The organism is Kribbella catacumbae DSM 19601 (genome assembly GCF_000372465.1).
GTDB lineage: Bacteria > Actinomycetota > Actinomycetes > Propionibacteriales > Kribbellaceae > Kribbella > Kribbella catacumbae.
The window spans coordinates 52,309-72,359 of record NZ_AQUZ01000022.1 but is presented as its reverse complement, the minus strand read 5'-3'; the positions used below and the strand labels follow the sequence as shown (position 1 = coordinate 72,359).

Below are 20,051 nucleotides of genomic sequence, written 5' to 3'. Positions count from 1 at the left end.
GCGGCTGGCCGCACGGCGTGGAGGTGCCGGATCGCGCAGTACCAGTGCGCATACTGGCCTTGTGTGAGCACTGTGTACGCGCTCTCACACCACTAGTGCACGAGGGGTCACGTCTGCGCAACGCGCCTGCGCGGAGCGTTGACACCCGCCCGGCCGCGTGCCCAGAGTTGGGCCGTCAAGGGGGCATTCGTTGTCAGACAGCTCCATGAGCTGATCGGAGAGTGAAAAAATGCGTGGTGGTTGGAGCAAGACCTTCGCGGTAGTAGGTGCCGTGGGTCTTCTCGCGGTCAGTGCCTGCGGGAACAGTGATGACTCCGGCGGCGGGGACGCGGCTGCCAACAAGGACGTGACCGTCTTCACCTGGTGGGCAGACGGTGGCGAGAAGGCAGGGCTCGACGGCCTGGTCTCGGAGTTCACCAAGGAGTGCAAGGACTACAAGTTCGTCAACTCCGCCGTCGCCGGTGGCGCCGGGTCGAACGCCAAGCAGGTGCTGGCGAACGACCTGCAGGCCAAGAAGCCACCGTCGACCTTCCAGGCGCACGCCGGCGCCGAGCTGGGCGACTACATCAAGAACGCCCAGGTCGACGACGTCAGCGACCTCTACAAGGAGTTCGGCCTCGACAAGGCGTTCCCGCAGAGCCTGCTGGACAACCTGACCGTCGACGGCAAGATCTACTCGGTACCGGTCAACGTGCACCGCGCCAACGTCGTCTGGGCCAGCCCGGCCGTCCTGAAGAAGGCGAACATCGACGCCACTAAGGCACCGGCCTCGGTCGACGCCTGGATCGCCGACATGGAGAAGCTGAAGGCGGCCGGAGTGAAGGCCCCGCTGGCCACCTCCAAGGGCTTCGCCGAGGAGATGGTGATGGAGGTCGTGCTGCTCGCCGAGCTCGGCCCGGACAAGTTCGCCGGTCTGTGGAACGGCAAGACCGACATGGCCGGCGCCGACGTCACCGCCGCGCTGGAGAAGTTCAAGAAGGTGCTGTCGTACAGCAACGCCGACCGCGAGGCGATCGACTGGCCGGACGCGCTGCAGTACGTGAACAAGGGCCAGTCGGGCTACACGCTGATGGGCGACTGGGTCGCCGCGCAGCAGCTGTCCGACAAGATCCCGGAGACGGCCTACACCTACTGGCCGGCGCCGGGGACCGCGGGGACCTTCCAGTTCCTGGCGGACTCGTTCACGCTGCCGACCGGCGCCCAGAACCCCGAGGGGTCGAAGTGCTGGCTGAAGGTCTCCGGTAGCGCCGAGGGCCAGAAGGCCTTCAACACCAAGAAGGGTTCGATCCCGGCCCGTTCGGACGCGGTTGCCACGGACTACCCGAAGTACCAGCAGGCCGCGATGGCCGACTGGAAGGCCAACAAGATCGTGCCGTCCTGCGCCCACGGTGCTGCTTGCACGCTGGGCCAGAACGACAGCATCCTGTCGGCGATGGGTCAGTTCAGCAGCGGGCTGGACGTCGGTGTGCTGCAGAAGGCACTCGTCGCCGCGGCGAAGCCGAGCTGATCGCCCGGTGCCGTCCGAACCGAACCTGACGACTGATCTCGACCGGGAGTCCTGACGTATGCACGGAAGAATCCGCACCTGGGGGCCAGGGGCGCTGGTGCTCCTGCCCACGGTGCTTCTGCTCGGGTACTTCGTCTACGGGCTGATCGCGTGGACCTTCAACACCTCGTTGACGGACAAGCACAGCGCCCGCCCGGTGCCGACGAACCATGTCGGCTTCGAGAACTACGTCAACCTGTTCGGTGAGGACCGGTTCCTCAACTCGCTGAAGAACCTCGGCGTGCTCACGGTGGCGTTCATCGTGGGCACGCTGCTCTTCGGCCTGCTCTGGGCCCTGCTGCTGGAGAAGGGGGTCACCGGCGAAGGCGTCTTCCGGTCGGTCTTCCTGTTCCCGATGGCGATCTCGATGATCGCCTCCGGGGTCGTCTGGGGCTGGTTGCTGAACCCGTCCCAGGGTGACGACGCGCGCGGCCTGAACCGCCTGTTCGACATCATCGGCCTGAACTTCCTGGAGAATCCCTGGTGGACCGCGGGAAACCGGTGGACCACGATGGCGTCCATCGCGTTACCCGCGGTCTGGCAGCTGTCCGGCTACATCATGGCTCTGTTCCTGGCCGGCTTCCGGGGCATTCCGGACGAGCTTCGCGAGGCGGCCCGGGTGGACGGCGCCAGTGAGTTCAAGCTGTACCGGTACGTGCTGTTCCCGCAACTGTCGCCGATCGCGCTGTCGGCGCTGATCATCCTGGGCCACATGTCGTTGAAGCTGTTCGACCTGATCTACGCGATCACCGGGCCGAACCAGTTCCGCACCGAAGTGCCGTCGGTCTACATGTGGAACACCTTGCTCCGCAGCGATATGGCCAAGTCGGCAGCGATCGCGATCGTGCTGCTCGCCGTCGTCGCAGTACTCGTCATTCCCTATGTCGCCTACACCGTTCGGCAGGAGAGCGAAGAATGACCGTCGTCGACGAGGCGTCCGCCGCCACCGGCAAGGCGGCCGCGGCGATCAGTCAGAAGCCGCGCCGCAGTACGATCGCCGACGGCTCGACCAGGAAGAGCCGGACCGTTCGTTACATCTTGCTGCTGTTGTTCCTGCTGTTCGTGCTGACGCCGGTGTACGTCGTCCTGATCACCAGCTTCAAGACCTCGGCCGACACCACCGCTGCCGAGCAGTGGTCGCTACCGGAGACCTGGACGCTGGAGCCCTGGCGCAAGTCCTGGGACGTCCTGCAGCCCTACATGGTCCGCTCGCTCTCGCTGGCCGTGCCCGCCGCGATCATCGCGTCGCTGATCGGTTCCGCGAACGGGTTCGTGCTGGCCCGCTGGCGGTTCCCCGGCGCGAACCTGGTGTTCGCGTTCATCCTGTTCGGCATGTTCATCCCGTACCAGGCCGTGATGCTGCCGCTGCGGCAGACTTACCAGGAACTGGATGTCACCCGCGGCATCCCGACGCTGCTGATCACCCACGTGATCTACGGCATCCCGATCTGCACGCTGATCTTCCGCAACTACTACGCGACGGTGATCCCGACCGAGATCATCGAGTCCGCCCGGGTGGACGGCGCCGGCCTGATCCAGACCTACCTCCGGATCATCCTGCCGGTCTCGATCTCCGGCTTCGTCGTGACGCTGATCTGGCAGTTCACCTCGGTCTGGAACGACTTCCTGTTCGCGCTGTTCCTGACCCAGCAGACCAACGGCCCGGTCACCCTCGGCCTGGCGGCCCTGGCCGGTGGCCAGAAGGTCGACTACGCGGCCAGCATGGCGGGCGCGCTGATCACGTCGTTCCCGACGCTGATCGTCTACATCCTGCTCGGCCGCTGGTTCATCGGCGGCCTGATGGCCGGCGCCTTGAAGGGCTGAACCCCCAACCTCCTCCGTTCATTCGCCCCCTTTTCACCCTCGATGGCCGCCAACGGTCGCAGGGTCGCTGAGCAGGAGGGTGAAAAGGGGGCGAATGAACGGAGGGTTGGCCGTGGCACCCGGTGCGACGTACCGGATCCACGGGCCGTAGGCGTCTGATCACGGCGTGTCGAGGCGACTGTCCACAGGACGCGCGCACCGTCCTGCGGCGGAGGGCCGGTCGGCGGTAATCTCGCCAGAGTGACAAAGTCACGAGGCCGGGACGGACGCGGCAGCCACTTGCGGCTGGTTGGCTCCAGTCCGGGCCCGACCCCAGGGCAGCAGCCGGCGGGTGTCGTGGGGACGGACCTCGACACCACGCCGAGCGTCGCCGTGCTGGACACCTTGCAGGAGACGCTACTGCTCGACCTGGCAGCGGCCCCACCGGCCTTGCATCCGGTCATCGCCGAGGCGTCGGTCGCGCGGTCCGCCGCGTTGCTCGCCGACCAGCTTTGGCCGGCCGGCCAGCCCGACGAGATCGGCGAGGTCGAGCGGTTCTTCTGGGCCGACGCCGCCCGGGTGCTGAGTGAGCGGCGCGACCCGGATTCCTTTGTCCTGTTGACGAGTCTGGCCCGCACCGTCGGGCCGGCCGGACGACTGCCGTTGCAGCGCGCGCACTTGTCGCGCGGCCGGACGCAGTACGACGTACCGGACTGGGTGGCGCGGATCGCGGGCTTCCGGCTGACCAGCGCGATCGTGTCGGAGGACGTCACCGGCGACGGGCTGAGCGTGGTGCTCGACTACGACGATGAGCAGCATCCGCACACGGTGGTCGTCTTCGTGGACAACAACCTGGGCGCGATCGCGAAGGACGTGTTCGTCGGGCCACCGGTCGACCGGGTGGTCGAGGCGTACCAGCGCGGCGGGCGGGTGACCGTGCGAACGGTGCGGCCGGCGACGGCTGCGGGGATCATCCTGCAGGCGTTGGGGGAGACGCACGACTCCGACGATCCGCCGGTGACCGAGGACTTCGAGTTCTTCTCCGGACTGCTGGTGAACAGGCTGACCCAGTTGCCGGAGCGGCCGGTGCGGCCGCCGGTGCGCGCGCAGTTGTCCGGGCGGCAGCGGGATCAGCTGGTGGAAGAGTTCCTCGAATCGTCTTTCGCTGTTGGCCTTTCGGACGATGCGGCGGACATCGCGCGGTTGTGGATCGACCATGCTGTGGACCGGACGGTTGGCGGGCCGTTGCGCGTGAGCGCAGTACTGGTCGAGCTTTTCCTGTCCTACTGGCTGCCGCGCAAGGTGCTTGCCGACAGCACCTACTTCGGCGCGGTGCCGGTGGTGGTCAAGGCCTGGCTGGCGTTCGCGGGTGAGCGAACCGGGCTGGACGTGGACACGATCGAGGAGGCAGTCGACGCCGTCGACGTCTGGGCGCCCGCACTGGAGGCGGCGGCCCTGGCCGGCCCGATCGGCTCGACATCGGGCGAACGCGTCTTCCTCGACGACACCAGCGCCGACCTGGAAGAGGCCTACCGCACCCTGGCCGGCCTCGGCACACCCCCACGCCCCGACCTCCGCGGCCTGGACAAGTCCCAAGCGGCGACGCTGTCCGTCCTCGCCCCCCACGCCTGGCTACTGGCCGGCGAAACCCTCGGCACTAGCTACGCCGCCGAAGCCTTCGAGATCGCCGACCGCTTGGTCCGGGACGCCCCCGACCTCCTCACCAAGGCCCGCCTCTCCACCTGGCCCCGAGCCATAGTCTGGCTCCAAGCCCACCGCCACCGCCTGGTAGGCCCCGGCGAACCCCTAACCCCCCTGGCCCTGGCGGCCGAACTCTCCTCCTCCCCACCCACCCTCCGAAAAACCGCCAAACTTCTGACGGACACCCTCATCCTGCCCCGCTAGAAACCATCGCCGAGTGACTGAACTGGTGCGGAAAGTGTCGGTCGCTTGGGATACACCTGAGGCAGGCAGAAGTTGCGACGCATCGGGTGGCGGGAGAGTTCTACGTGGCAGCCAAGAATCTGTACGCCGATCTCTATTTGAGGATCTCCATCGACAAGGAGGGGAAGACCACTATCGAGCGGCAGGAGGACGACTGCCGCTCGTGGGTGAGGCGTAGCGGATTGAGGGTCCGGCAAAGTCATGTCGATCGCGGCCGATCGGCCTATCTGCCTGGAGTCGATCGAGAGGGCTTCAAGAATGCACTTGCCGCTGTCTCGGCAGGGGTCGTAGGAACACTGGTTGTCTGGAAACTTGACCGGCTCTCCCGACGGGGGATGGGTGAGGTCGGACAGGTGCTGGACAAGATCAGCGCAACGGGCGGTCGTCTGGTGTCGGTCCAGGACAACCTGGACACGTCGCGCACCGAGGACCGCCAAGTCGTCGGCCTGCTTGCGGAAATGGCCTACGCGGAGTCCGAGAACCTTGGTCTACGAGTCAGATCAGCCAAGGCGTTCCACCGCACTCAAGGGCGGTGGATTGGCGGCGCATCGCCGTACGGTCTGGTCAACCGCGGTGGCCGGCTGTACGTCGAACCAAGAACCGGCGCTGTTGTGCGGGAGATCGCGAACCGGCTGCTGAGCGGCGAGTCGCTCATGGAGGTTGCGCGGTGGCTCAATGCCGCCGGCGTACCAGCACCGCGCGGCGGACGGTGGGGGATCGGAACGATCGCTCAGTTGATGCGCGGGCCGACCAGCGTGGGACTGATGCCCGAAACGGTCAAGAAAGAAGACGGCCGGTACTCCGGGCTGGTGCGGCCGTGGCTGGATCCAGATACCGGCCAGGCGGTTTCGATCATGGGACCTGGCCAGGATCCCCTGATCTCGCCTGCGCAACAGGCGCTCATCCTGGCGGCGTTCGATGAGCGCGTGGCCTCGTCCAAGTTCGGGCGAAGCGCGGGGAGGAAGTCAAGGGGAAGCCGGTACCTGCTGACCGGACTTCTTCGCTGTGCCGGGTGCGGCGAACGGATGAGCAGACAAGGCCACTCGTATCGTTGCCAGGCAGTTCGCCTCGGGCGTGAGTGTCCCGCTTCGGGAGGTGCGTACATGTGGGCCTTGGACAACGCCCTTCAGGAGGCGTGGTTCGGTCGGCTGACAACTGCTCCTGAAGATGATCCCTTGTTGGGGGTGATCGCTGAGCGATTGGCGTCCCGGCAGGATCCCGAAGGGGTGGCCAAACGTCGATCCGTCCTCTCTGCGCTGGAGGATGGGCGATCCGCGCTGACTGTCCTGGATCAGGACTACTACGTCCGGCGAACCATCGAACGGGACCGCTATCTGCCGTTGAGCCAGGCCTTGAGCCGCAGACTGGATGGACTGCGCCAGAGCCTCGAAGGTATCTCCCTGCCGCAGATCGACCTGACGTCCTTCCTGAATCCGACGTTGCTACGGGAGCAGTGGTCGGCCGCGAGTGTGGATGGGAAGCGAGGCCTGCTGGAACTGGCCATTCGAGAAGTCTGGGTGTGTCAGGGCGTGCGGGGGAAACGATTCGAACCCGGCGAGCGCATGACTGTCGTGTGGGTGACTGACCGCCCGTTGGACACCTAGCCGGGTTCTTGTACTGATGAGGACAATGGTTAGGTGACTCCTGCAAGCTCTGCATCTGGTCGGCGTCGTCCCCTCGTCCGCGCGCCTGAGCTCCGTGGCCGTGGCTGGCTCAACACCGGTGGCAAGTCCTACTCGATCTCGGACTTACGCGGGCGGGCTGTTTTGATCGATTTTTGGACTTTTTGCTGCGTCAACTGTCTGCATGTGCTGGATGAGTTGCGGCCGTTGGAGGAGAAGTATGGGGATGCGTTGGTGATTGTGGGGGTGCATTCGCCGAAGTTTGCGCATGAGGGGGAAGAGGCGGCAGTCCGGGCTGCGGTGGAGCGGTATGAGGTGGGGCATCCGGTGCTGGATGATCCGGAGTTGGTCACCTGGCAGAACTACACGGCGCGGGCGTGGCCGACGTTGGTGTTGGTGGATCCCAATGGGTACATCGTCGCGCAGTACTCCGGTGAAGGGCATGAGCATGCGTTGGATGCTCAGCTGGCTGAGCTGATCGCGGAGCATGAGCAGGCGGGGACGCTGACGCGGGGGAAGTCGCCGTACGTCGCGCCGAAGGCGGAGCCGACGGAGTTGAGGTTCCCGGCCAAGGTTGTTGCCTTGGGCGACGGGTTTCTGGTGGCGGACGCGGGCAACCACAGTGTGGTCGAGTTGGCGGCGGACGCGACCACTGTGGTCAGGCGATTCGGCACCAGGCAGCGTGGCTTCGACGATGGGTCAAACGCAACCTTCTCCGAGCCCAATGGGTTGACCTTGCTGCCGACCGAGGTCGCCGAGCAGGTCGGGTACGACGTGGTGGTGGCCGACACCGTCAACCACGCGCTCCGGGGGATCAACCTGGGCACTGGCGAGGTCAGCACGTTGGTTGGCACAGGCAAGCAATGGATGGACGGCGACGATACCGGCGTGCTGAGTTCGCCCTGGGATGTCGCCTGGTGGCAGGACAAGGTGTGGATCGCGATGGCCGGCGTCCATCAGCTGTGGACCTTCGACCCGTTCACCAAGGTCACCGAGGTCGCCGCGGGCACCACCAACGAAGGGCTTCGCGACGGCGTACCAGAAGAAGCCTGGTTCGCGCAGACGTCAGGGCTCGCGGTCGATGGTGAGCGGCTCTGGCTGGCCGACTCGGAGATCTCCGCACTGCGCTGGATCGACACCGAGGTCCACACCGCCATCGGGACCGGGCTGTTCGACTTCGGCCTGCGCGACGGCAAGGCCGAGGAGGCGTTGCTGCAGCACCCGCTCGGCGTGACGGTCCTGCCGGACGGTTCGATCGCGATCGCCGACACCTACAACGGCGCCGTACGCCGGTACGATCCCGCGAGTGGTCTGGTGGAGACGATGGCGACGGGTCTCGCCGAGCCCAGCGGAGCTGTTGTCGCGGGCAACGATCTGCTCATCGTCGAGTCGGCCGCCCACCGGCTGACGCGGGTACCACTGGGCGCATCGGCGAAGGCCGACGAGTTCAGCACCCGGACCCAGCGGCCGCCGATGGTGATCGCGGCGGGCGAGGTGACTCTGGACGTGGTGTTCACGCCGCCGCCGGGGCAGAAGCTCGACGACCGGTACGGGCCGTCCACCCGGCTGCTCGTCTCATCGACTCCGGAAGGGCTGCTCAGGGAAGGTGCGGGTGACTCCACCGACCTGACCCGGCGGCTGGTGATCGACGAACGCGTCGGGGACGGCGTGCTGCACGTCGCAGTACAGGCTGCGTCCTGCGATGACTCCGCGGAGGTCGAGTTCCCGGCTTGTCACATGCATCGCCAGGACTGGGGCGTGCCGGTCCGGGTCGGCGCCGACGGCTCCGCCCGGCTCGAACTGGTGCTGTCCGGAGCCCCTCTTAGCTGACGCCGCCTACTCCTTGATGTCGCGGTGGTGTTCCTCGACGACCCGGTACTCCTCTTCGACGGCCGGGTCGAGGGCGTCGTTCGGGACGCGCCGGCGCCGGTTCGTGATGTAGAAGGAGAGCACGATCCCGGCCAGTCCCGCCAGCATGAAGATGTAGCCGACGGCGGTCAGGTCGACCGCGTCCCAGGAGTCACGAACGGCGAACGCGAGGATCGCACCCACCACCATCAGGAAGATCCCCACACCGATGCTCATCCGAGCCTCCTTGCAGTCGACGACACCTTCGACGCTACGCCCGCCCGGCCAGGGGGACAATCAACGGTGCATGTCGATCGGACCCAGTCGCCGGACGGCGCGCGGCATCTCCACGGGTACCCGGCGGTAAACCTGCCCCGAATCAGCGGGACGCGAGCGTCACGTCGCCGCTGACCGTGCTGGCATCGATGCTGTGGCTCCCGGCCGGGTCGTTGCCGAGGCTGTTCTCGACGTCACCGCTGCGGGTCTCGGTGTGCACCTTGTAGCTGCCCGACGGCGCCGTCACCTTCACATCGCTGCTGGTGCCCTTCGCCCGTACGTCGTTCGCCTCGTCGAGCTCGAGTTGCAGGTCGCCCGAGGTGGTCTCGACGTTCACCGGGCCGCCCTTGAGGTGCTTGGCCTCGATGTCGCCCGAGGTCGCCTCGATCTCCAGCTTGCCGGTCAATCGGTCGATCTCGACGTCGCCTGAAGTCAGGTTGAGCTTCACATCACCGGTGACATCGGTCAGCGAGACCTCGCCCGACCGCGAGCTCGCGTCAACGCCGCTCGCCCCGGTGATGGACAGGTCGCCGCTGCCGTTCTCGCCGGTCACCTTCGTTCCCCGCGGCACAGTGACGACGAAGTCCGACCGGCACTGCCAGCCGCAGTCGCCGTCGAGCTTGAGCGTGTCACCGTCGACCTCGAACGCGTCGCCATGCTTGATCAGCCAGTACGAGCGCTTCTCCTCGACTGTGGTCTTGTCCACGTCGGCCACCTTGATGGTGACGTCGGCGTTCGGCGAGTCCAGCCGGACGACGGAGATCTTCTCGGTCACCTCGTGCTTGCTGCTGGAGTCCTTGTCCCCGAAGGTCCAGAACGCCAGCCCGGCCCCCGTCACCAGCAGCAGTGCCCCGACCTGCCTGGTTGTCGCCATCGTCATCCACCTCTGCTCGTCCCCGCCTGATGGGTCGACAGTAGGTCGGTACGACGTCCCGCCGGATCAGGCAGAACCCTCAGAAAGGCCCTGACGGCCGACTCAGGGGCAGGCCGGTCAGGACCGGTATTCACCCCGGCTGACCGCGGCGGGCAGGTCGTCCGTGATGGCACCGAAGAAGGTCCGCGCCCACAGGTCGTCGCCGTGCCAGTAGGGCCCGTCGTCGCCCGGCAGGGACGCCGGAGCGTTCTTGTGCTTCAACGCTTGCTTGCAGTCAGCACACAACGGCAGGGTCAGGGTGTTGCCATCCGCCTCGACGCGAGTGGGTCGCCCGGAAACCCTTCCGTGCAAGGGATTGAAGGCACACATCGGCTGTACTGCGACAGGCTTGCGTCCCGCCGCGAGTGCCCGCGCGGCGTCGTACTCCTGACGGCCTTGGTCCAGCAGCACCATCGCGCCGACCACGTCGACCAGGTCGCGTGAGGCGTCCAGTACTCGGCCCGCCGCGTCGTGCGCGTCGAGTGCGAGCTGCTGGTGGCGCAACCCCTCGCCCGCCACCGTCGGCAGCGCGGCCAGGTCGGAACCGAGCTGGGTCAGCTCAGCCGTCGTCTCCTTGGTCAGGCGCCGCCGACGCTCGGCAGCCACGGTCGCCGCGACATGCGGCGGGATGGTGAAGGCCTTGCGGGCGGCCGGATTGCGGCGCCTGCGGCCGATCACCAGGCCCAGTACGACGAGCAACGCCAAGATGGCCACGAAGATGCCGGCAGCAATCATTCCACCGGAGGAGTCATCATCACCGTCCCGGGACGTGCCGCCACGGTTGCTCGTGGTCGTCCGGGTCGGCGCAGGCAGCGCCGGCCCGGCCAGCAGCTCGTAGAAGCGGGCCACGACCTCTGTCGGCCCGGCGTCGTAGCCGGTGTCGTCGAGAGCGTGCTGACGGGCGGAGTTGAGCTTCTTGTCATCGAGCTGCGGGACGTCCTTGGCTTCGTACCAGGGGAAGCGCCCGCCGCCGTCGACGACGACGTACAGGCCGGGTTTGCGCAGTGCGTCCATCACCAGGGTGATGACGTTGCGCTCCTTGCCCTCGAAGGTGTCGCTCGGGGTCAGCGGCAGGATGATCGTGTAGACCGGGTAGCCGAGTGCCTTCGCCCTCGTCCGGACCGGCTCGCGCAGATTGGCCGGCAGACCAGTCGCGTACGCCGGGTCGACGTACAGCGGGTCCTTCGCCAGCGCGGTCGCGATCTCGCGGGCCCGCTCGGCCGGTGTCTGGGCCGGCCGGGCGCCCGCGGGCACGGCCGCGATCGACAGCACCAGCGCCAGTACGACAGTCAGCGCATACCTGACCTTCACAGCCGTCCTCCACCACGTCGGGCGACGAGTGCCGCCAGTCCAAGCACGCATCCGGCGACCAGAGCGCCGCCGAACAATCCGAAGACGAGTCCACCGAGGCCGTTGCGGATCGCCATTCCGGTGGTGAACGGCTTCCGCGTGTACGTCGGTTCCGCCCGGGGCGGGAGCGGTTCGGTCCGGGCCGCCGACGGCTCATACCGGTCCCGCATCTTCACAGCCTCCAGGTACTTCGACAGCTGCTGAGACATCGGTTCCCGCCGGGAATCGCCGTACGTGTACGTGGGGCCGTAAGCGCGGACCAGGTGTTCGGCACCATAGGTCGTGTCGCCGTTCATCACCAGATAGATCCCGCGCTTGCCGTTGGCGTTCGCGAGCCACCCGGCCAGCAACTCGGTGTCGCCCTTCTCCTGGAACCAGCTCCCGCTGGGCACCACCGCGACGTACACGGGCAGCTCGACCTGACGGATCCGCTCGATCATCGGCTGCACCTGGTCGCCGACCAGCAAGGTGTACTGCGGATCGACGTACACGGGCTGGTTCTTCCAGGCGGCCACGGCCGCGGTGATCCGAGGGTCGGCCGGGATCTTGGCGGAGGCGGTCGACGGCAGAGAGACGAGCAGGAGGACGACAGCCAGCAGCATCGCGAGGCGTTTCACCGAACACCTCCGTAGACCCGCGTGACCCGCTCCGCCAGGTCGTCGGAGAGCGCGCCGAAGCCGGTCGCGACCACCGGGTTTTCCTCGGGATCGAGCTGCCAGTACGGCACAACGTCCTGGCCGAACAGACCGACTTCGCCCGCACCCGCAGGCCACGCGGCGTCTTGCCACGCTTCACGGTGTCCGCGCAGGACTTGCAAGCCGGTACTTCGGTGTCGTCCGACCAGGCCGCCCGGGAAGTGCCGGACGGATGCGTCGGGTCGAAGAAGCAAGGCGGCAGCAGGTCCTGACCGCTGGCCAGCTGGAACGCCTGCCGGGCCAGCACGAAGGCGCCGGTCTGGACGAGCAGGTCCTCGCCGTCGGCGGCCTGCAACAGGCGGGCCGCCTCCAACCGGACGGTTGCGGCGTCTCGCTGATCGAGCTGCTCGGTGGTCGGATCACGCCGCTTCTCGAGGGCGCGCAGCGCTCGGCCGGCCTTGGGGATCCAGCGCGCCACCTGGGTCGTGACGCCGGCCGGCGAGCTCTCCCGCTGAGGCGTGCGAGCAGGCTTGCCCCGGCGGCGCAGAACGAGGGTGAGAAGGAGAACGAAGCCGATCAGGCCGCCGATCCCCATCCCGATGTACGCCGACAGGTTCACCTTCTCGGTGGTCGAACGCGCGGTCCGCGCCGGCCGCTCCGGGTCCAGGTCGCTCGCGGGGATCGCAGGCAGTGCGCGGCCGTCGTACGCCGTACCGGCCTGCTGGATCGTGCGGACGATCTTCGGCGCGGGCCGGTCCCTGACGATCCTGGTGTCCAGCTCGTCGTCGAGCTGCACTCTGACGAGCGAGCGGCCCTTCAGCCCGGCGGGGCGGATCAGCTTCTCCGTGCCGGACCAATAGTTGTCGGAGGCGACCAAGACCAGGTACAGGCCCGGCTCGCCGAGACGAGCGTGCAGCAGGGTCGGCATGTCCAGGTTCTCCTGGCGGAGGTACGGCGTCCGCGGGAGCAGCGCGATGTAGACCGGGAAGCCCGCAGTACTGGCCGCGGTCCGGATCCGGTCCAGCTCGGACTGGGGAAAGCCCGGCCGCATCGCGGCATCGACGTACAGCCGGTCCTTGCGCCAGGCGGCGGCGATCTGGTCGGGCAACTCGGGCTCGGCGGCAGAGGCGGCCTGGGCGGGTGCCAACGGCAGGAACGCCAGTACGGCGAGCAGCACGGCCAGGCGGCGGCTCAGCAGGTTTGCGAAGGGGGCGGACATCGCGGTCAGCCTACGACGTCCAGAGTGGTCCACCTCAGCACAGACGTGGTTGGCGCGAAACTGGTTCCGATGTAGCCGCGGCCCTGGCCCGGACAGGGGAAGCCAAGCCAGGGTCGCGGTACTACAGGGCGTAACTCTTCACTAGACCAATCCGCCCGGGCAGGGCAGATCACCGGGCAGTTCGGGGCAGGATTCAGAAGGCGGACTCGGGCAGGTCCATCACGTCGAGGTCGGTCAGCTCGGCCTTGATCCGCTCGGCGCGGACCGTCGGCATCGTCGAGCGGACGAACCACTGCGCGGCGGCCAGCTTGCCGGTGTAGAAGTCCTGGTCGGCCGGCGACAGCTCCCCGCCGAGCTTGTCCAGCGCGACCTCGGCCTGCCGCAGCATCAGCCAGGAGCAGACGACGTCACCGAGCACGAAGAGCAGCCGGGAGGTGTTCAGAGCGACCTTGTAGATGTTGCGCGGGTCGCCGTTCTCGGCCTGCGGGTTGCTCGCCATCAGCGCCTGGCCCATCACGCCGAGGATCTTCTGGGTGTCCTCGAGCCCCTTGGCGAGCAGCCCGCGCTCTTCCTTCAGCCGGCCGTTGCCCGCCTCGGAGGCGACGAACGCCTGGATCTGCTCGGACAGGTGGCCGAGTGCCTGGCCCTGGTCCTTGATGATCTTGCGGAAGAACAGGTCCTGGCCCTGGATCGCGGTGGTGCCCTCGTACAGGGTGTCGATCTTGGCGTCGCGGACGTACTGCTCGATCGGGTAGTCCTGCAGGAAGCCCGATCCGCCGAAGGTCTGCAGCGACTCGGTGCCCAGCAGCGTCCAGGACTTCTCCGAGCCGTAGCCCTTGACCAGCGGCAGCAGCAGGTCGTTGACCCGCTCGGCCTCGAGGTCGTGCTCACCGGCGTACCGGGCCTGCTCCGCGCGGTCCTGGTACGTCGCGGTGAACAGCACCAGCGCGCGCAGTGCCTCGGAGTACGCCTTCTGGGTGAGCAGCGAGCGTCGTACGTCGGGGTGGTGGGTGATCGTGACCCGCGGAGCGTCCTTGGCCGGGTTGGTCAGGTCGGGGCCCTGGACCCGCGCCTTGGCGTACTCGAGCGCGTTCAGGTACCCCGAGGACAGGGTGGCGATGGCCTTGGTGCCGACCATCATCCGGGCGTACTCGATCACCTGGAACATCTGCGCGATGCCGTCGTGCACCTCGCCGAGCAGGTAGCCCTTGGCCGGCACGGTCTCGCCGAAGGTGACCTCGCAGGTGGTGGACACCTTGATGCCCATCTTCTTCTCGACGTTCGTGACGAAGGCGCCGTTGCGCTCACCGGTCAGCTCACCGGTGGTCAGATCGAAGTCGTACTTCGGCACGATGTACAGGCTGAGCCCCTTGGTGCCCGGGCCGCCGGCGCCCTCGATGCCCTGCGGGCGGGCCAGCACCAGGTGCACGATGTTCTCGGTCATGTCGTGCTCGCCCGAGGTGATGAACCGCTTGACGCCCTCGATGTGCCAGCTGCCGTCGTCCTGCAGCGTGGCCTTGGTGCGGCCGGCGCCGACGTCGGAGCCGGCGTCCGGCTCGGTCAGCACCATGGTCGCGCCCCAGCCGCGATCGATCATGTGCTTGGCGATCAGCTTGTCGCGGTCGGTGCCGTTGCGCCACAGCACGTGCGCGAAGTTCGGGCCGGCCGCGTAGATGTGCACGGCCGGGTTGGCGCCCAGCACCATCTCGGCGGCGGCCCAGCGCAGCGAGGGCGGGGTCGGCTGGCCACCGAGCTCCGGCGGCAGCTCGAGCTTCCACCACTCGGCGTCCATGTAGGCGTGGTAGCTCTTCTTGAACGACTCCGGCATCCGCACCTCGTGCGTCGCCGGGTCGAACACCGGCGGATTGCGGTCCGCGTCCTCGAAGGAGCCGGCGATCTCGTTCTTGGCCAGCCGGTCGATCTCCGACAGCACCTCGCGGGCGGTGTCGACGTCCATCTCGGCGTACGGGCCCTGGCCCAGTACCTCATCGCGGCCGAGCACCTCGAGCAGATTGAACTCGATGTCCCGCAGATTCGACTTGTAGTGGCTCACAGGGTTCCCCTACCTATTGGCACGGCCTCTTGGCGCGTTGTACTCACGAGTAACTTGAGTATATACCCGCCGGTAATCTACGCAAAGCGGATTGACTGTGAGCTGTGACCACGACGCTGATCTACGAGACGCACTCGATCACTACGGACAACGAGGAGGGGACCGCCACGGGGTGGCTGCCGGGGGAGTTGTCGGCGGAGGGCCGCCGGCTCGGGGTGGGCCTCGGGGAGCGGCGCCGGGATGTCGATGTCGTCTTCAGCTCGGATCTGCGCCGAGCCGTGCAGACGGTCGAGGTCGCCGGGCTGAAGATGCCGCATCTGCAGGACTGGCGGCTGCGGGAGTGCGACTACGGCGAGCTCAACGGCTCACCGGCGGACTCTCTCGGGCCGCGACGGGATCGGATCGACGTCCCGTTCCCCGGCGGGCAGAGCTATCGGGAGGTGCTGGGGCTGACCGAGTCGTTCCTTGCCGACATCAGCCGCTGGTACGCCGGAAGGCGGGTCCTGGTGGTCGCCCACTCGGCGAACCGGTGGTGTCTCGACCACCTGCTCGGCAGCCGGCTGCCACTCGAGGAACTGCTGGATGCGCCCTTCGAGTGGCAGCCGGGGTGGAAGTACGAGCTTTGAGTCAGGGCTTGTAGACCGCGCTGCTGCCGTAGAGCTTGCTGGTGAAGGCGGAGATGTAGGTGTGGGTGTCCGTCTCGCCGAGGTTGTAGGTGAGGAAGACGCCGTAGCCCTCGTTGACCGTGCGCTGGGCCAGGCTTGCGGCGGTGGACGAGCTCGTGGCGGTGTAGGAGACCGCGGCCGGGGACAGTCTGGACTTGGCGCTCGGACCGCGCGGCACGCTCCACGTTCCGTAGTACGGGTTCCAGGCGTAGTTGAAGGTGTTGGCGATGCTCTGGCCGTTGTAGCTCAGGCGGGCTGCCGACGGGCCGATGTCGTAGAGGGTGATGAGCTTGTTCGGCAGCTTCTGGCGCAGTGCGGAGACCAGGTAGAAGAACGAGCTGGCGTTCGGCTGGCCGGTGCCGTTGACGCCGTACTCCGCGTACTCGTCGTCGAAGTCGATGCCGTCGAGTCCGTACTTCGTGACCGCGTTGGCCAGCTCCTGGGCGAACGCCCCGGCGGCTGCCTTCGACGGGAAGTTGGCGAAGCCGGCGCCCTGGTGGTTGCCGAGGATCGACAACACGACCTTGATGCCCTTCTGCTGTAGCGGCCGGATCTGGGTCGCCGCGTTGTCCAGCACGCGTTGCACGTTCTGGTTGAAGTGCAGGTACGCCTTCGTGCCGTCGTAGTTGATGTTGGCGGCGAAGATCACGGCGATGTCGAACACCTGGGCACCACCCTGGGCGAGGGTGTACTTGCCGGCGCTCAGCATGCTGTGGTCGTTCACCTCCACGTAGACGACCGACAGCGGGCCGGTCTTGCCTGCGCGGCACTGCCGGTCCATCGCGGCTTCGGCGGGCATCGCTGCCGCGCCGGTCGCGGCGACGGCGGTTGTCGCCGCAAGACCTGACAGCAGGGTCCGTCGGCTGATGAATGCGGGACTCATCGATCAACTCCTTGTCGGGGCGGGGTGATCGCTATACCGGTTAAGTGCTGTTCCCTGCCTGCTAAGGCGAGTCGGGGGTAGCTCAGATAAACCGGTATAGCGAACCGATCTTCGACCGGAGTAGACGTTGTGTCAAGACGTCGTCGCTCAGCGCAGTGGGCCGATCCGCGAGACGCCTGCTCGCGCGGGAGGAAGTTATAGACAAAGATGGTCTTGTTGGCGGGAGGAAAGTTACGGGGGCTAGTGGGAAGGTGATCCATGAGCATTGCACCCGGTACGGTGACGGCCGATGCCCGGCGGACCCGCCGGTCGCTGGTGGCCGGTACGGTCGGCAACTTCGTCGAGTGGTACGAGTTCGGTGCCTACGGCTTCTTCGCGACGGTGATCGCGGCGAACTTCTTCAGCAGCACCTCGACCAGTGACGCCGAGAGCCTGATCAAGACCTACGCCTCGTTCGCGCTGGCGTTCTTCTTCCGCCCGATCGGTGCCGCGGTGTTCGGCCGGCTCGGCGACCGGATCGGCCGGCGTCCGACTCTGATCATCGTGCTCTTGCTGATGACCGGGTCGACCACGCTGATCGGCATTCTGCCGACGTACGCCGCGGTCGGAGCGGCCGCGCCCTGGTTGCTGACCCTGGTCCGGGCGTTGCAGGGGTTGTCGGCAGGCGGTGAGTTCGGTGGCGCGGTGTCGATCATGACCGAGTTCGCCCCGCGGACCAAGCGCGGCCTGTACGGCGCCTGGCAGTCCTTCACCGTCGCGCTCGGCCTGCTCACCGGCGCCGGTCTCGCGGCGATCCTCGCGACCGTGCTGAGCAAGGAGGCACTGACCGACTGGGGCTGGCGGGTGCCGTTCCTGCTCGCGCTGCCGCTCGGGCTGGTCGCGTTGTGGTTGCGGCTGAGGCTGGACGAGACGCCGAGCTTCGCCAAGGTCCAGCAAGAAGCCGCGCCCCCGGCCGACAAGGCGGAGGTGGCCAAGGCGATCGCCCTCGGCATCGCCCGGCTGATGGGCTGGTCCGCGGCCGGGTACACGTTCCTCGTCGTGATGCCGTCGTACTTGCAGGCGACGTTGCACGCGACCTTCCAGCAGGCGCTGGTCGCGACCGTGCTGGCCAACCTGGGTTTCGCCGTCTCGATCCTGCCTGCCGGCTGGCTGAGTGACCGGATCGGCCGCCGTCCGGTGATGGTGACCGGCGCCGCGCTGGTCGTAGTACTGGCGTTTCCGCTGATGAATCTGTTGCAGGACAAGGAGAGCTCGAACGCCGCCAAGGGGATCGCGATCTTCGCGGCCGGACTCGTTGTCGGGTTGATGGCCGGGCCGGGACCCGCCATGCTGGCAGAGATGTTCCCCACCAGAGCGCGCTACACCGGCCTCGGGCTGGCCTACTCGCTGTCGAACGCCGTCTTCTCGGGCTCGGCCGGCCTGATCATCACCGAACTGATCAAGCGGACCAAGAACGTCGACATCCCCGCGTACTACGTGGTCGCCACCTGCGCGGTCTCCGTCATCGCCCTGCTGACCTTGCGAGGCGACGACTACCGACGCGACTTGCGGGATTGACATGCGGGTCATCGGCCTGATGTCAGGCACCTCGTACGACGCGATCGACGCCGCGGCGGCCGATCTGCGGATCGAGGGCGACCAGCTGGTACTGACCCCGCTCGGGATGCTGAGTCGTGCTTATCCCGAGTCGTTGCGGGCGCAGCTCGCCCGTTCATTGCCGCCGGCAACTACAACGCTCGAGCAGGTCTGCCGGCTCGACACCGGGATCGGGCAGGCGTTCGCCGCGGTCGCGGAACAGGCGGTCGAGCAGCTCTGCGGCGGGCATGCCGAGCTGATCGTGTCGCATGGCCAGACCGCCTATCACTGGGTCGAGCAGAGTCACTGGGTCGACCAAGGCGAGGTGCGCGGCACGCTGCAACTCGGGCAACCCGCTTGGATCGCCGAGGCGACCGGCATCGCGGTCGTCTCCGACCTGCGGTCCCGCGACGTCGCGGCCGGCGGTCAGGGTGCGCCCCTGGTCAGCATCGTCGACGTCCTCTGGCTGCGCGGCCGAGCCGGTACGCCGGTCGCCCTCAACCTCGGCGGGATCGCCAACATCACCGTGGTACCCGGTACGGCGGACCCGATCGCCTTCGACACCGGCCCGGCCAACGCGCTGGGGGACGCGGTGGTGCGTGATCTCACCGGCGGACAGTCCACCTTCGACGCGGACGGCGTGATGGCCGGTCGTGGGCGGGTTCATCCGGAGTTGCTCGAGAGACTGCTGGCTGAGCCGTACTACGCGCGGACGGCGCCCAAGAGCACCGGCAAGGAGCTGTTCCACCTCGGATACCTCGCAGAGGCGATGAGTGGGCTCCCGCTGATCGCACCGGATGACCTGGTCGCCACCGTGACCGCGTTGACCGCGCGGACGGTGGCGGACGCAGTACACGGCTACGGCGGTACTGAGGTCATCGCGTCCGGTGGTGGGATCCGCAACCCGGTGCTGATGCACATGCTGGCCGAGGAGCTTCGTGGGGTGCCGCTGCGGAGTACTGACGACCTAGGGTTGCCGTCGGCGGCTAAGGAGGCATACGCGTTCGCAGTACTGGGGTTCCTGACTGTGAACGGGCTTGGTGGGACTGTGCCGAGTTGTACGGGAGCGCGGCACAGCAGCGTGCTCGGGTCGATCACGCCGGGCCATGGCCCGCTTCCTATGTCACCGGCACCGCCCTGGACGCCACGCGGGCTGCGGATTGAGTAACTGGTTTACTCGTTGACCCAGGCGAGTATCAGGCGGGCGGACTCTTCTGGCGTACCGTTGCCGGGGACTGATCGGGGGACGAGTTTGCGCATCTCGGCGGCGTCCTCGAGTGCCTCGGTGATCTGCTCCTCCGACCAGCCGCGCGCGGCCAGGCGCCGGCGGCGTACGGCGTCGGGGCAGTCCAGGTGCAGCCAGCGGCCTTCGGGCAGCTCTTGGGGTACGAGCGGGGAGAGCAGCAGCATCGGCGTACCGGAGCGGCGGACGAGTTCGGTGATACGCAGCCACAACGCGTTGTATGCGGGCCAGTTCGCGGCGGCGGAAGTGTCGGTGATCTCGATCCCGAGCACCCGGCCATCGTCGTCGAGCAGCTCGTCCATATCCATCACCACGAGCTGCCCCGACCTCAGTCGCAGCAGCTCCGGGATCACCGTCGACTTGCCCGCGCCCGGTGCGCCCGTCACCACGAACAACCTCGTCACGCCCCCATTTTCACCGACCCCCGCACCGTCCGCTCCCGGGGTCGGCAGGTTGACCTTCGAGTTGGTCGAAGA

18 protein-coding genes and 1 pseudogene are annotated in these 20,051 nt (G+C 67.3%); 11 read left to right on the top strand and 8 right to left on the bottom strand.

The window, feature by feature from the left end:
- Positions 1-229 precede the first annotated feature (229 nt).
- From A3ES_RS0122640 to A3ES_RS0122615, 7 genes and pseudogenes are all read left to right on the top strand, one after another.
- The gene (locus A3ES_RS0122640) at positions 230-1,507 is read left to right on the top strand and encodes an ABC transporter substrate-binding protein (protein ID WP_020389127.1); all 1,278 of its coding nucleotides are present in this window, start codon (positions 230-232) and stop codon (positions 1,505-1,507) included.
- Positions 1,508-1,565: 58 nt separating this feature from the next.
- Positions 1,566-2,465: a carbohydrate ABC transporter permease gene (locus A3ES_RS0122635; RefSeq protein ID WP_026163112.1), complete on the top strand. Its 900-nt coding sequence runs from the start codon at positions 1,566-1,568 to the stop codon at positions 2,463-2,465.
- Positions 2,462-3,370, top strand: a complete 909-nt coding sequence (locus tag A3ES_RS0122630; RefSeq protein WP_020389125.1) for a carbohydrate ABC transporter permease — start codon at positions 2,462-2,464, stop codon at positions 3,368-3,370. Before A3ES_RS0122635 ends, A3ES_RS0122630 begins: the two co-directional genes overlap by 4 nt.
- A 240-nt stretch (positions 3,371-3,610) precedes the next feature.
- On the top strand, positions 3,611-5,254 hold the full coding sequence (locus A3ES_RS0122625; RefSeq protein WP_237745029.1) for a hypothetical protein: 1,644 nt from the start codon (positions 3,611-3,613) through the stop codon (positions 5,252-5,254).
- Between the two features lie 86 nt (positions 5,255-5,340).
- A pseudogene (locus tag A3ES_RS57135) lies at positions 5,341-5,817 on the top strand (recombinase family protein); the annotation flags it as partial.
- Between the two features lie 87 nt (positions 5,818-5,904).
- Positions 5,905-6,897, top strand: a complete 993-nt coding sequence (locus A3ES_RS56170) for a recombinase family protein (RefSeq protein WP_157630682.1) — start codon at positions 5,905-5,907, stop codon at positions 6,895-6,897.
- Between the two features lie 33 nt (positions 6,898-6,930).
- Positions 6,931-8,745, top strand: coding sequence for an NHL domain-containing thioredoxin family protein (locus tag A3ES_RS0122615; protein ID WP_026163111.1), 1,815 nt, complete (start codon positions 6,931-6,933; stop codon positions 8,743-8,745).
- Between the two features lie 6 nt (positions 8,746-8,751).
- On the opposite strand, the gene A3ES_RS0122610 is transcribed toward A3ES_RS0122615, so the two are convergent.
- From A3ES_RS0122610 to A3ES_RS53465, 5 genes are all read right to left on the bottom strand, one after another.
- A complete protein-coding gene (locus tag A3ES_RS0122610; RefSeq protein WP_020389121.1) occupies positions 8,752-9,000 on the bottom strand; it encodes a DUF6458 family protein in 249 nt (82 codons plus the stop codon).
- A gap of 142 nt (positions 9,001-9,142) precedes the next feature.
- Positions 9,143-9,913 carry a DUF4097 family beta strand repeat-containing protein gene (locus A3ES_RS0122605; protein WP_157630681.1) on the bottom strand — a complete coding sequence of 257 codons (771 nt, stop codon included), beginning with the start codon at positions 9,911-9,913 and terminating at the stop codon, positions 9,143-9,145.
- Positions 9,914-10,030: 117 nt separating this feature from the next.
- Entirely contained in the window at positions 10,031-11,263 is a 1,233-nt protein-coding gene (locus A3ES_RS0122600) for a hypothetical protein (protein ID WP_020389119.1), read from the bottom strand.
- On the bottom strand, positions 11,260-11,919 hold the full coding sequence (locus A3ES_RS0122595; RefSeq protein ID WP_020389118.1) for a hypothetical protein: 660 nt from the start codon (positions 11,917-11,919) through the stop codon (positions 11,260-11,262). The genes A3ES_RS0122600 and A3ES_RS0122595 overlap by 4 nt, the downstream gene beginning before the upstream one ends.
- A complete protein-coding gene (locus A3ES_RS53465; RefSeq protein WP_020389117.1) occupies positions 11,916-12,119 on the bottom strand; it encodes a hypothetical protein in 204 nt (67 codons plus the stop codon). The genes A3ES_RS0122595 and A3ES_RS53465 overlap by 4 nt, the downstream gene beginning before the upstream one ends.
- Before the next feature lie 50 nt (positions 12,120-12,169).
- Between A3ES_RS53465 and A3ES_RS0122585 the strand changes: the two genes are divergently transcribed.
- Positions 12,170-13,231, top strand: coding sequence for a hypothetical protein (locus tag A3ES_RS0122585; RefSeq protein ID WP_020389116.1), 1,062 nt, complete (start codon positions 12,170-12,172; stop codon positions 13,229-13,231).
- Positions 13,232-13,349: 118 nt separating this feature from the next.
- On the opposite strand, the gene A3ES_RS0122580 is transcribed toward A3ES_RS0122585, so the two are convergent.
- Positions 13,350-15,209, bottom strand: coding sequence for an acyl-CoA dehydrogenase (locus A3ES_RS0122580; protein ID WP_020389115.1), 1,860 nt, complete (start codon positions 15,207-15,209; stop codon positions 13,350-13,352).
- 104 nt (positions 15,210-15,313) lie between these two features.
- On the opposite strand from A3ES_RS0122580, the gene A3ES_RS0122575 reads away from it, so the two are divergent.
- Entirely contained in the window at positions 15,314-15,835 is a 522-nt protein-coding gene (locus A3ES_RS0122575; protein WP_020389114.1) for a histidine phosphatase family protein, read from the top strand.
- A gap of 1 nt (position 15,836) precedes the next feature.
- On the opposite strand, the gene A3ES_RS0122570 is transcribed toward A3ES_RS0122575, so the two are convergent.
- Positions 15,837-16,757, bottom strand: coding sequence for an endo-beta-N-acetylglucosaminidase H (locus tag A3ES_RS0122570; protein WP_020389113.1), 921 nt, complete (start codon positions 16,755-16,757; stop codon positions 15,837-15,839).
- A gap of 258 nt (positions 16,758-17,015) precedes the next feature.
- On the opposite strand from A3ES_RS0122570, the gene A3ES_RS0122565 reads away from it, so the two are divergent.
- Together A3ES_RS0122565 and A3ES_RS0122560 are read left to right on the top strand one after the other, a co-directional pair.
- Entirely contained in the window at positions 17,016-18,314 is a 1,299-nt protein-coding gene (locus A3ES_RS0122565) for an MFS transporter (RefSeq protein ID WP_020389112.1), read from the top strand.
- Between the two features lies 1 nt (position 18,315).
- Entirely contained in the window at positions 18,316-19,500 is a 1,185-nt protein-coding gene (locus A3ES_RS0122560) for an anhydro-N-acetylmuramic acid kinase (RefSeq protein ID WP_020389111.1), read from the top strand.
- 5 nt (positions 19,501-19,505) lie between these two features.
- Here A3ES_RS0122560 and A3ES_RS0122555 read toward each other — a convergent pair whose 3' ends face one another.
- Positions 19,506-19,979 (bottom strand): AAA family ATPase, encoded by a 474-nt coding sequence (locus A3ES_RS0122555; protein WP_237745028.1) that lies wholly within the window; start codon positions 19,977-19,979, stop codon positions 19,506-19,508.
- Positions 19,980-20,051: the final 72 nt, after the last annotated feature.

Excerpts from the sequence above, each read along its gene's own strand:
- A3ES_RS0122640 (WP_020389127.1), top strand. The coding sequence starts at position 230 with ATGCGTGGTGGTTGGAGCAAGACCTTCGCGGTAGTAGGTGCCGTGGGT.
- A3ES_RS0122635 (WP_026163112.1), top strand. The coding sequence starts at position 1,566 with ATGCACGGAAGAATCCGCACCTGGGGGCCAGGGGCGCTGGTGCTCCTG.
- A3ES_RS0122630 (WP_020389125.1), top strand. The coding sequence starts at position 2,462 with ATGACCGTCGTCGACGAGGCGTCCGCCGCCACCGGCAAGGCGGCCGCG.
- A3ES_RS0122610 (WP_020389121.1), bottom strand. The coding sequence starts at position 9,000 with ATGAGCATCGGTGTGGGGATCTTCCTGATGGTGGTGGGTGCGATCCTC.
- A3ES_RS0122605 (WP_157630681.1), bottom strand. The coding sequence starts at position 9,913 with ATGGCGACAACCAGGCAGGTCGGGGCACTGCTGCTGGTGACGGGGGCC.
- A3ES_RS0122585 (WP_020389116.1), top strand. The coding sequence starts at position 12,170 with ATGCGTCGGGTCGAAGAAGCAAGGCGGCAGCAGGTCCTGACCGCTGGC.
- A3ES_RS0122570 (WP_020389113.1), bottom strand. The coding sequence starts at position 16,757 with ATGAGTCCCGCATTCATCAGCCGACGGACCCTGCTGTCAGGTCTTGCG.
- A3ES_RS0122565 (WP_020389112.1), top strand. The coding sequence starts at position 17,016 with ATGAGCATTGCACCCGGTACGGTGACGGCCGATGCCCGGCGGACCCGC.
- A3ES_RS0122560 (WP_020389111.1), top strand. The coding sequence starts at position 18,316 with ATGCGGGTCATCGGCCTGATGTCAGGCACCTCGTACGACGCGATCGAC.